Origin of the sequence: Pseudomonas sp. GM33 (assembly GCF_000282295.1) — a bacterium.
Lineage (GTDB): Bacteria > Pseudomonadota > Gammaproteobacteria > Pseudomonadales > Pseudomonadaceae > Aquipseudomonas > Aquipseudomonas laurylsulfatiphila.
Map to the genome: position 1 here is coordinate 1 of NZ_AKJO01000014.1, position 11,244 is coordinate 11,244.

Here is an 11,244-nt window from a genome sequence, read left to right on the forward strand (position 1 = left end):
GGCAGCCAGCCGCCACTGGAAGAACAGAACGTGGCGACTGCGGCATCCGGGGCGACGTTCGGCCGGTCGGCATAGGCGTACACCGTGCCTGACGAGCCGAGGCTCATGGTGATTGCGCCGGGCTGGATATTGCCGGTGCCGATGGCCCCCATCATGTTGTCGCCGCCGCCACTGGACACTTGTGCTCGCGGATTGATGCCCAAGTGCTCGGCAATCCCCGGCAGAATCGTGCCGACTGCCTGGTGCGCATCGATCAGCTCGGGCAGCGCGGCTTGCAGGCGTCCGCTGGGGTCGATGTCGCACAACAACTGCACATCCCACTGCCGGGTACGCACATTGAAATACCCGGTGCCCGAGGCATCACCGTATTCGCTGCAACTGCGGCCGGTGAGCCAATGGTTGAGGTAGTCGTGGGGCAGCAGGATATGGGCGATCCGGGAAAACACCTCGGGATGCTGCTCTTTGGTCCAGAGCAGCTTGGATACGGTATAGCCCGGCGCGATGACCACGCCGAGGCGTTCCAGCGAAGCCTTTTCGCCGCCGAGGTGGGCCAGGAGACGGTCATTCTCCGGCGTGGTTTCGGTGTCGCACCAGAGCTTGGCCGGACGCAGCACCTGGCCCTTGTCGTCGAGCAGCACCAGGCCATGTTGCTGGCCGGACACGCCAATGCCGAGGATCGACTGGCCATCGACCCTGGCCGCGAGCAACGCGCGGCGGGTGGCCGTGGCGAAGGCTTCCAGCCACTGACGGGTGTCCTGTTCGCGGCGGCCATTGGCCGCGCTGATCAAGCTATGGCTGGCCGCGCCCTGGCCGAGCACTTGACCACTGACTGCGTCGAGGATGATGGCCTTGGTGCCCTGGGTACCGCAGTCGATGCCTAGGAAGAGTTGTTGGTTTGGCATAGTGGATCCTTGGATCATTCAACATGGATGTCGCCTGTCAGGCCGCCTTCGCGAGCAAGCCCGCTCCCACAGGGGAATGCATTTCAAGGGTGGGAGCGGGCTTGCTCGCGAAGACGGCAGCAGCTCCACCGCAGGACTTACGCCAACACCCGCTCCAGCGTCCGCGACACCCCCACCTCTCGCAAACTGTTGCAGCACCACTCGAACGCCGCGACAAACTCCGCCGAGCAGGGTATCGCCGTACCAAAGATCTCCTCGACCGCCAGCAAGCGCTGGGTGATCAGCACATCATCGGCCACCAGCGCCTGGCAGAACCCGGCACGAGGATCGGGAATGCTGTACGTGTCGCCATGTTCATCCACGCCCTTCAGATACAGGGCCCACGCCGCCACCACCAGCGCGGCGCGTTTGGTCTCGCGGCCATCGGCGATCAGGCGGTTGATGGTCGGCACGGTGAATTTCGGAAGCTTCGAAGAGCCGTCCGAACACACCCGCTCAAGCTGGTCGGCAATCGCCTGATTGGAGAAACGCGCCACCAGGGTGTTCTTGTACTCGGTCAGGTCGATTCCCGGCACCGGGGCCAGTTGCGGCGTCACGTCCAGGTCCATGTAGGCGCGCATATAGCGTACGAACAACGGATCGTTCATGGTCTCGTGGACGAAACGGTAACCCTTCAGGAATCCCAGGTAGGTCAGCGCCAGATGGCTGCCGTTGAGCAGCTTGATCTTCATGTCTTCGTACGGCGTGACGTCGTCGGTGAACTGCACGCCGACCTTTTCCCAGGCCGGGCGACCGTTGACGAACTTGTCTTCCAGCACCCATTGCACAAAGGGTTCGCAGACCACCGGCCAGGCATCGTCTACCCCATGCTGGTCCGCCAGTTGCAGGCGGTGCGAGGTGCTGGTCATCGGCGTGATGCGGTCGACCATGGCGTTGGGGAAACTGACGTGGGTGTCGATCCAGTCGCGCAGTGGGATGTCGTGCAAGGCGGCGAAGGCCAGCAGGGCCTTGCGGGTGACGGCGCCATTGTGCGGCAGGTTATCGCAGGACATCAGGGTGAAGGCCGCTGTGCCGGCGGCGCGGCGCCTGGCCAGTGCGGCACAGAGCAAGCCGAACACGGTCGTTGGCGTGTCGGGGTGCGCGAGGTCATGCCGGATCTGCGGCAAGTGCGCCATGAACTCACCGGTGCTGTCGTCAATGCAATAACCGCCCTCGGTGATGGTCAGCGAGACGATGCGGATCTCGGGACTGGCCAGTTTGTCGATCAGCGCCCGGGTGTCGTCTTCGGCCAGCAGCATGTCGCGGATGGCCCCGATCACCCGCACTTCGGTGTCGTCGCCATCGCCGAGCTCGAACAGGGTGAACAGGTAGTCCTGATCCTTGAGATCGTCACGGGCGCGACGGTCCTCGGCGCGCAGGCCGACGCCACAAATGGCCCAGTCCAGGCCTTCACCGGTGTTCATCAGCGCATCGGTGTAAAACGCCTGGTGGGCGCGATGGAAACCGCCGACGCCGATGTGCGCAATGCCCTGACGGGTATCGCCCAGCGCGTAGGCGGGCAGGGCCACTCCGGGTGCGAGGCGGTTGAGGTTCTGTTTATTGAGTTTCATCACAGTCTCTCTGGGATCAGGCAGCAACGCGCAACGGACGGGTCAACGCCACGCCGTCGGCATCGAATAAATGGCAGTGTTGCGCGTCCAGGTGCAGGCTCAGGGTTTCGCCGTAGCGGCTGGCCAGATCGCCGCGAACGCGCAGGGTCAGGGCTTCACCGGAGGAAGTCCGGACGTGGCAGAACGTATCGCTGCCCAGGCGTTCGCTGACATCGGCGGTGACCTGCAAGGTGCAATCGCCGGGTTTGGCCAGTTCCAGGTGTTCCGGGCGAATACCGAGGGTCACTGCGCTGCCGACGCTCAGACGGGATCCGCTCAAGGGCAGGCTGATGCGGGTGCCAGCGTCCAGTTGCACTTCGCAGCCCTGGCTGTCGACGCGGGTGACCTTGCCCTTGAGGAAGCCCATTTTCGGCGTGCCCAGGAAACCGGCGACGAACAGGTTGGCAGGCTGGTGATAGAGGTCCAATGGCGAGCCGACTTGCTCGATCTTGCCGCCGTTGAGCACAACCACTTTGTCGGCCATGGTCATGGCTTCAACCTGGTCGTGGGTGACGTAGATCATCGTCGCTTGCAGGTCTTTGTGCAGGCGCAGCAATTCCAGGCGCATCTGCACCCGCAGGGCCGCGTCGAGGTTGGACAGCGGTTCATCGAACAGGAAGATTTTCGGGTTGCGCACGATGGCCCGGCCAATCGCCACGCGCTGACGCTGGCCGCCGGACAGTTGCTTGGGCTTGCGCTCCAGCATCGGCCCCAGTTCGAGGATGCGCGCCGCTTCGCTGACCTTTTTCTCCACTTCTGCTTTCGCTACGCCCGCCAGGTCAAGGGCGAATGACATGTTCTTGCGTACGCTCATGTGCGGGTACAGGGCGTAGGTCTGGAACACCATCGCCAGGTCACGCTTGGCCGGGCTCACTTCGGTGATGTCGCGGCCATCGAGTTCGATGGTGCCGCCGCTGACTTCTTCGAGCCCGGCGATCAGGCGCAGCAGTGTGGATTTGCCGCAGCCCGACGGGCCGACGAAGACCACAAATTCCTTGTCGTTCACTTCAAGGTCAATGCCCTTGATGATGGAAAAACCTTCGAAGCCTTTTTGCAGATTCTTGATTTTCAGGTTGGCCATGGTGGTGGGCCTCCGTTTGTATATATTCAGGCTTTTTGTAGGAGCGAGCCTGCTCGCGATGAGCGTTCAGGCGACGCGCTCTTCCAGTCAGCCAGCGTTATCGTTCACGTCCATCGCGAGCAGGCTCGCTCCTACAGGTTTCGCATTGAGTCAGGAATCCGGGGGCTTCATTTCACCGCACCGAACGACAGGCCGCGAACCAACTGTTTCTGGCTGATCCAGCCGAAGATCAGGATCGGCGCACAGGCCAGGGTCGAGACCGCCGACAATTTGGCCCAGAACAGCCCTTCGGGGCTTGAGTAGGAGGCAATCAGGGCGGTCAGTGGCGCGGCTTTCGACGAGGTCAGGTTCAGTGACCAGAAGGCCTCGTTCCAGCACAGGATCAGCGACAACAGCACCGTGGACGCCAGGCCACCCTTGGCGATCGGCAGCAATACCCGGAGCATCTCCTGGACCAGCGTTGCGCCATCCAGTCGCGCGGCTTCGAGGATGTCCCTGGGGATGTCCTTGAAGTAGGTGTAAATCATCCAGACCACGATCGGCAGGTTGATCAGCGTGTAGATGACGATCAGCGCGATCCGCGTGTCGAGCAGGCCGAAACTCTTGGCCAGCAGGTAGATCGGCATCAGCACGCCCACCGGCGGCAGCATCTTGGTCGAGAGCATCCACAGCAGCGTGCCTTTGGTGCGCCGGGTTTCGTAGAACGCCATCGAGTAGGCCGCCGGCACCGCGATCAGCAGGCACAGGGCCGTGGCGCTGAAGGAAATCACCACCGAGTTCCAGGCGAAGCTGAAGTAGTCGCTGCGCTCGTTGATGTGCAGGTAGTTCTCCAGCGTCGGCGTGAAGATGAACTGTGGCGGCGTGGCGAAGGCCTCGATTTCGGTCTTGAAGCTGGTCAGCACCATCCAGAAGATCGGGAAGAAGATCAGGATCGCGATGGCCCAGGCCAGCGTCCCGAGCAACAGGCTTTGCAAACGACGGGATTGTTGAAGAGTCATGGCAGGCCTCAGGCTTTGTCGGTCAGGTTTTTGCCGATCATCCGCACCAGAATGATCGCCGCGATGTTGGCAATGACCACCGCGATCAAGCCGCCCGCCGAGGCCATGCCGACGTCGAACTGCACCAGCGCCTGGTTGTAGATCAGGTAGGCGAGGTTGGTCGAGGCGTAGCCGGGGCCGCCGTTGGTGGTGGTGAAGATTTCGGCGAACACCGAGAGCAGGAAGATGGTTTCGATCATCACCACCACCGCAATCGGTCGCGCCAGGTGCGGCAGGGTCAGGTGCCAGAAGATCGCGATGGGGCCGGCACCGTCCAGGCGTGCGGCCTCTTTCTGTTCCTGGTCGAGGGACTGCATGGCGGTCATCAGGATCAGGATGGCGAACGGCAGCCATTGCCACGAGACAATGATGATGATCGACAGCAGCGGGTAGTGCGCCAGCCAGTCCACCGGTTGTGCGCCGAACAGTTTCCAGACGTAGGCGAGGATCCCCGACACCGGGTGGAAAATCAGGTTCTTCCAGATCAGCGCGCCGACCGTGGGCATGATGAAAAACGGCGAGATCAGCATGACCCGCACGATGCCGCGACCGAAAAACTCACTGGCCTCCAGCAGCGCACTGATCAGCACACCGAACACCACGCTGATCAACAGCACGCTGCCCACCAGCAACAGGGTGTTGGTGGCGCCGGGCAGGAAGCCCGAATCGGTGAGGAAGTAGGTGAAGTTCTCCAGCCCGACGAACGCGTTCTCGCCGGGATCGAGCAGGTTGTAGCGAATCGTCGAGAAGTAGAGGGTCATGCCCAGCGGCACGATCATCCACAACAGCAGCAGTGCCACCGAAGGGCTGACCAGAAACCAGCCGGGATTGGCCACGCGGCTTTTGCGCAGGGGTAGGGCAATGTCCATGTGAGCTTTGGCAGTTGATGTATTCATGGTGATCAGAACCGGTCGAGTACGGGCAGATGAAGATCAACTGTGGGAACGGGCTTGTGTGGCGAGGGGGCTTGCCCCCGTTGGGTCGCGAAGCGGCCCCAAAGCTTTGCGACTGCTTCGCAGCCGAACGGGGGCAAGCCCCCTCGCCACACAAGCCCGCTCCCACAGGGATGGTGTTGGTTATTTTGGATAACCCGCGCGCTTCATTTCGCGCTCGGTGGTTTGCTGGGCAGCCGCCAACGCCTGCTCGACCGTGGTCTGGCCGATCAGCGCCGCCGAGAAGGATTTGCCGACCTGAGTACCAATGCCCTGGAACTCGGGAATGGTCACCAACTGGATGCCGATATAAGGCACCGGTTCCAGCGTCGGCTTGCCCGGGTTCGCGGCCTTGAGCGATTCGAGCGTCACCCTGGCGAACGGCGCGGCACTCATGTAGGCCTCGCTGTAGGTCGAGGCCCGGGTACCCGGCGGCACGTTGGCGATGCCGTCTTTTTCCGCGACCAGTGCGCTGTATTCCCGGGAAGTGGCCCAGGCGCTGAAGGTTTTCGCCGCGTCCTTGGCCTTGGAACTGGTCGGAATGGCCAGCGCCCAGGAATACAACCAGGCCGAACCCTTGTCAGTGACCTGATGCGGCGCATAGGTGAAACCGACGTGATCGGCGACCTTGCTCTGGGTCTTGTCGGTGACGAACGAGCCGGCGACGCTGGCATCGACCCAGATCGCGCATTTGCCGCTGTTGAACAGCGCCAGGTTTTCGTTGAAACCGTTGCTCGATGCACCCGGCGGGCCGGATTTCTTCATGGTATCGACGTAGAAGTTCAGCGCATTCTTCCACTCGGGCCCGTTGAATTGCGGCTGCCACTGTTCGTCGAACCAGCGCGCGCCATAGGCGTTGGCGACGGTGGTGATCAGCGCCATGTTCTCGCCCCAGCCGGCCTTGCCCCGCAGGCAGATGCCGTACTGTTCCTGGTCCGGTTTGTTGAGTTTGGCGGCGAATTCACCGATCTGCTCCCAGGTCGGACGCTCGGGCATGCTCAGGCCGGCGTCCTTGAACAAATCGGTGCGGTAATAGGTGATCGAGCTTTCGGCGTAGAACGGCAGGGCGTACAGCGAGCCTTTGACCGACAGGCCTTCGCGCACCGACGGGAACACGTCGTCCAGGGCATAGCTGGCCGGCAAATCCTTCATCGGCTCCAGCCAGCCCTTGGCGCCCCAGAGTGCCGCTTCGTACATGCCGATGGTCAGCACGTCGAATTGCCCGCCCTGGGTGGCGATGTCGGTGGTCAGGCGCTGGCGCAGGACGTTTTCCTCGAGCACCACCCAATTGAGCTCGATGTCCGGGTGCTCGGCCTCGAAGGTTTTCGAGAGCTTTTGCATGCGGATCATGTCGCTGTTGTTGACGGTGGCGATGGTCAGGGTCTGGGCGCCAAGGCTGACGCTGCTGAGGGTCATGCAGGTGAGGGCAAGCAGGGCTTTTACCGAAGGTTGCATCGTGCACTCCTTTTCTGCACCCGGCGGGATACAGAAGGACAGTTATTGTTTTTGTGTCTTCCGAAGGCAGGAAGAATGTGCACGGATTACAACCTTCATTGGAGGGCGAGACAAATCATCCATCGCACTTCAACTGATACTTTTTTGCACTGGAGTTTAGGGCGGTAGACACAAGGAAAGGCTTTTCAGCGATGGGGTGACGTTGAATCCGTACAGGTTTCGAGCTTGGCTACGACCCCTTGTGGGAGCGGGCTTGCTCGCGAAAGCGGAGTGTCAGGCGACATTTCTCAACCTGACACAGCGCTTTCGCGAGCAAGCCCGCTCCCACATTTGATCGCATCTAGCCGAGGTTTTGCTCGGTCAACCGCTGGACCACCAACCGCCGGTAATGCGAAGGCGTCATGCCCTTGAGCTGCTGGAAGCGCCGGTTGAAGTTGGAAATGTTGTTGAAACCGGATTCGAAGCACACGTCCGTGACCGGTTTGTCGCCATCGGCCAGTAACTCGCAGGACTTGCTGATGCGCAGGCGATTGACGAATTCGATGAAATTGCGCCCGGTGGCCTGCTTGAACACGCGGCTGAAATACGTGGGCTTCATGCCCAGATGTTCGGCGACTTCTTCCAGCGGCAATTCCCGGGCGTAATGGGCGAAGATGTAATCCACCGCGCGGTTGGTGCGATCGACGTTGTTCTCGTCGGCCAGTTGCGGCGTCGTGGCGCCGGAGAGCAATTGGTAGTCGTCGGTGGCCGCGAGCAACTCCAGCAGAATGAAAAAGTGCCCGAGACGGGTCGCACCGCTGGTATCGGCGATGCGTTGCATCAGATCCATCGCCTTGGCGATAGTGTGCTTGCCGCGAAACTCGATGCCGTATTGCGCGCGCTCCAGCAAGGGTGCCAGTGTCTTGAGCTCGGCAAACACTTGATAGCCGCTGTCGAACAACTCGTCGGTGAAGTTGACCAGCATGTCGCGCTTGGGCACCACTTCGTCCTCGGCCACCTGGCTGATCCAGTTGTGGGGCAGGTTGGGGCCGGTCAGGAACAGGGATTGCGGATAGAAGTTGCCGATGTAATCGCCAATGAACACCTTGCCGGAACTGGCGACGATCAGGTGCAACTCGTATTCCTTGTGGAAATGCCAGCGCACCAGCGGGCAGGGAAAACCGTGCTGGCGGTAGATGATGGACAAACCATTGTGGTCGTCCATCAACTCATAGGAGGGATCGGTGACTCTGGCGGTGCGGGTCATGTCCAGGGTGGTCTTGTTGTTTTTCAGGCGCCAATCATGCACCCCCGCCCAGGACAGTTCCAGTTCCCCGGCCTTACTTCTTGTTCTGTCCCCTGGAAAGGTTGATTTCCCGGCAATAGCTGACCAGTTGTGTCGCTCCAATAAAGTCGGCACTGATGATGCTGCACTTCTGCGTCCATCCAGTGCCCGGAGCAAACCACTCGTTCAATTCCCGGGTGATTCGTTTTACACCGGCCAGTTCTCCATAACTGGTGGCGGATAACGACCAGAGCGTGTTTTCCTCGGGCGGGTTATTCAGTGTTCTTTCAATATGCTGTCTTAACTCTTCGGGGGAAGTAATGTCGTTGCCACTCCATTTAACCGGGATTTTCGGCCAATACAGGGAGGAGTTGAAGTCCAGATGCCAGTCGGCGGCAAGTACGATTCTTTGCAGGGGATTTATTTTCTTTAGTGCGCCCAGTGTCAAATAACGGTTTTCTCGCGGAATCAATCGCGTGCCCAGTTCACTCATGATGACCTCATCAAAGCCTGTGTAGTCGAAACTCTTTTCATCAAGGCCTTTGAGTTCGCGAATATCCAGCACGACGAACTCATCCGGGTTTTCATTGAGGAAAAAGTCCAGGCTCTTGAACAACTCACTCAACGATCGCCCCCTGAGCAGCTTGAAGCCGTGAAACGTATGGAACTTCCTGACTCCCAGCCAGTGCTCGTCTGAATGGAATCGCAAGTCGAGTGCCCGGACACCCTCGTTGAGCTGCTGGATAAAGGGTCCATCCTGGCAGACGAACCAGTGACTGACGGGTTGAACGTGGATCGGGTAAGAGAAGTCATAATCCACTCCCGCATTATGGGCGCCGGGCCAGACCAGTTCCAGGAGGGTTAACTTGTCAATGGAAGAAGTCGCCGACATCCAGTTTTTGTAGGGGTAAGTATTTGTCATCGTGCAGTCCGTTGCTAATTAAGAATAAAAAACGCCCGACTATCAGGTTTGATGTCGGGCGATTTATTCTTGGACACAAGTCAGGCACTGCACAAGTTGTCAGTGTTTCGGGATATTGTTATTGCTGGCTGTTTTTCGCCTCTATCCATTGCGCCATGTATTGAGTGCTCTTGTGCTGATGATGACGCAGCATGCTGCCAGTAAAGTTGTCTCGCCTGATGTTGGCCAGATCCCGTTGGCAATCGACCAGCCGCTGGATCAAGGCCGGGCCATGAACGGATTTGCGGTAGCGACTGGCAAGCAGGGTTTGCCCCTGCGCCTGGGCATCGAGCCAGCGCGTCTTGTCGTTGTGCAGTTGCACGGCCTGATCGGCGAACTCCCGTGCCGAACGGGTCACTGCACCGGGCCACGCTTGTTCGCCATGCATCGCTTCGGCACCGACAGGCGTTGTCACATTCGGTGTGCCACAGAGCATCGCATCGACAATCTTGCCTTTGATGCCAGCGCCAAAACGCAGAGGCGCCATACAGACCCGTGTCGACGACATGACTTGCAGGGCGTCCTGCGCCCAGTTCATCACATGAAAACCCTGGGCCGGGTTATGCAGGGCGGTCGCCTTGGGTGGTGTATAGGCACCGTAGATATGCAATTGGGCGCCGGGCAACTGCTCGCGAATCAGCGGCCAGATAGCGGTTTTCAACCAGAGCACCGCATCCCAGTTGGGTGCATGGCGAAAATTGCCGATATGAAGAAAGTGTGCCCGGTCTTCGAACGCTACCGGCGCACGGGTCGGTAATTCAACCATCAAGGGGCACCAGTGCAGCAAGTTGCGCGGAATTCTGAACTGCTCGACCAGCAATTCGATTTCCACTTCGGAAACCATCAGCGTCAAATCACAACGATAAAACGACGCGATCTCACGCTTGGCCAGATCGGTATTGGCCATGTGTTCAAACTCTTCACGCGACGCCGGGGCGAACAGGCCGCTGAAGTCATTGTTGTCTTCACTTGCCTTCAAGCGCTCCTTGAGGCGTTGATGCCGACCCTGCCTGAGGCTTTGCAAGTCGCAACTTTCCAGTACGCGCAACGCGTCGGGACAATACTTCTCGACCCGCCACCCGAACTGTTCCTCCATCATGAATTGATCGAACAACACGATGTCCGGCGCCAGTTCACTGATGAATGCGTCGAAACTGCTGTTGTTCAGCTCGATGGGCACTTCACGAATACCCAGCGCCGTCAGGTCTGCGCGCTGTTCGCCGAAACCTGCCGGGCTGCTGAAGGTGATATCCCAGCCTTGCTGCAGGAAAACCTCGAGAATCTGCATGACATGCCCGCTGGCCGCAGAAGAGCGGGGCTCGGGCCAGACGTAACCAATGACCAGGACTTTGGTTGCGCGGGGCTCAATCATGTACGGAATTTCCTTGAAGCGAAGACAGGGCAGGGACGAAAAAGGCGCGCATTAAACCACAGTGGATCGCCAGGTCACTCGAGAATGCTTTTGACCTTGTCGCGCAACTGATCAATGGAGAAGGGTTTGCCGATCACGTGCATGTCGGCGGGCACGTCGATGCTTTCGGCATAACCGCTGGCAAACAGGATGGGCAGGTCGGGGCGTATCGTGCGGGCGAGGGTGGCCAGCTCGCGACCATCCATGATCGGCAGACCGACATCCGTCATCATCAGGTCAATGTGTTGGTTCGAGTCCCTGAGCATCTCCAGCGCCTGTTCGCTGCCATCGGCTTCCAGCACCTCGAACTCCAGTTCCTCCAGTACGTCGACAATCAGCATGCGCACGATGGCATCGTCTTCGACGACGAGGATGGTGTAGGCGTTGACGGATGACATAGTGGACTTCCTGAAAATATTGGCATTGCCGGTCGCTGGAAATCACCGGCCTCTTGCATCAGTAAGTGGCAGATCCAGACAAGTTCCCGAGGTGGCGCAAAAAAGAATGCGGCAGGTCGACAAGGATAACCTGCCGTTTTGCGCGGGCGCATCG

At 59.8% G+C, this 11,244-nt stretch carries 10 protein-coding genes; all 10 read right to left on the bottom strand.

Annotation, left to right across the window (positions count from 1 at the left end; genetic code table 11):
• The coding region (gene xylB / locus PMI26_RS26455) for a xylulokinase (protein WP_007970562.1) at positions 1 to 902 on the bottom strand (902 nt) is incomplete at its 3' end.
• Positions 903 to 1,039: 137 nt separating this feature from the next.
• The gene (locus tag PMI26_RS26450; protein ID WP_007970564.1) at positions 1,040 to 2,512 is read right to left on the bottom strand and encodes a mannitol dehydrogenase family protein; all 1,473 of its coding nucleotides are present in this window, start codon (positions 2,510 to 2,512) and stop codon (positions 1,040 to 1,042) included.
• A 16-nt stretch (positions 2,513 to 2,528) separates the two neighbouring features.
• Entirely contained in the window at positions 2,529 to 3,632 is a 1,104-nt protein-coding gene (locus PMI26_RS26445) for an ABC transporter ATP-binding protein (protein WP_007970566.1), read from the bottom strand.
• 167 nt (positions 3,633 to 3,799) lie between these two features.
• Complete coding sequence (locus tag PMI26_RS26440) at positions 3,800 to 4,630, bottom strand: carbohydrate ABC transporter permease (RefSeq protein WP_007970567.1); 831 nt, start codon at positions 4,628 to 4,630, stop codon at positions 3,800 to 3,802.
• Positions 4,631 to 4,638: 8 nt separating this feature from the next.
• Positions 4,639 to 5,565: a carbohydrate ABC transporter permease gene (locus tag PMI26_RS26435; protein ID WP_033047392.1), complete on the bottom strand. Its 927-nt coding sequence runs from the start codon at positions 5,563 to 5,565 to the stop codon at positions 4,639 to 4,641.
• A gap of 180 nt (positions 5,566 to 5,745) precedes the next feature.
• Entirely contained in the window at positions 5,746 to 7,056 is a 1,311-nt protein-coding gene (locus tag PMI26_RS26430; protein WP_007970569.1) for an ABC transporter substrate-binding protein, read from the bottom strand.
• A gap of 340 nt (positions 7,057 to 7,396) precedes the next feature.
• Positions 7,397 to 8,302, bottom strand: coding sequence for an AraC family transcriptional regulator (locus tag PMI26_RS26425; protein ID WP_033047396.1), 906 nt, complete (start codon positions 8,300 to 8,302; stop codon positions 7,397 to 7,399).
• A gap of 73 nt (positions 8,303 to 8,375) precedes the next feature.
• Positions 8,376 to 9,242, bottom strand: coding sequence for a hypothetical protein (locus PMI26_RS26420; RefSeq protein ID WP_007970571.1), 867 nt, complete (start codon positions 9,240 to 9,242; stop codon positions 8,376 to 8,378).
• 118 nt (positions 9,243 to 9,360) lie between these two features.
• Entirely contained in the window at positions 9,361 to 10,653 is a 1,293-nt protein-coding gene (locus PMI26_RS26415; RefSeq protein WP_007970572.1) for a glycosyltransferase, read from the bottom strand.
• A 74-nt stretch (positions 10,654 to 10,727) separates the two neighbouring features.
• Positions 10,728 to 11,090 (bottom strand): response regulator, encoded by a 363-nt coding sequence (locus PMI26_RS26410; protein WP_007970574.1) that lies wholly within the window; start codon positions 11,088 to 11,090, stop codon positions 10,728 to 10,730.
• Between the last annotated feature and the right edge of the window lie 154 nt (positions 11,091 to 11,244).

Bases quoted from the DNA above. Each gene is read 5' to 3' on its own strand.
- PMI26_RS26450 (WP_007970564.1), bottom strand. From the start codon at position 2,512: ATGAAACTCAATAAACAGAACCTCAACCGCCTCGCACCCGGAGTGGCC.
- PMI26_RS26445 (WP_007970566.1), bottom strand. From the start codon at position 3,632: ATGGCCAACCTGAAAATCAAGAATCTGCAAAAAGGCTTCGAAGGTTTT.
- PMI26_RS26440 (WP_007970567.1), bottom strand. From the start codon at position 4,630: ATGACTCTTCAACAATCCCGTCGTTTGCAAAGCCTGTTGCTCGGGACG.
- PMI26_RS26435 (WP_033047392.1), bottom strand. From the start codon at position 5,565: ATGAATACATCAACTGCCAAAGCTCACATGGACATTGCCCTACCCCTG.
- PMI26_RS26430 (WP_007970569.1), bottom strand. From the start codon at position 7,056: ATGCAACCTTCGGTAAAAGCCCTGCTTGCCCTCACCTGCATGACCCTC.
- PMI26_RS26425 (WP_033047396.1), bottom strand. From the start codon at position 8,302: ATGACCCGCACCGCCAGAGTCACCGATCCCTCCTATGAGTTGATGGAC.
- PMI26_RS26420 (WP_007970571.1), bottom strand. From the start codon at position 9,242: ATGACAAATACTTACCCCTACAAAAACTGGATGTCGGCGACTTCTTCC.
- PMI26_RS26415 (WP_007970572.1), bottom strand. From the start codon at position 10,653: ATGATTGAGCCCCGCGCAACCAAAGTCCTGGTCATTGGTTACGTCTGG.
- PMI26_RS26410 (WP_007970574.1), bottom strand. From the start codon at position 11,090: ATGTCATCCGTCAACGCCTACACCATCCTCGTCGTCGAAGACGATGCC.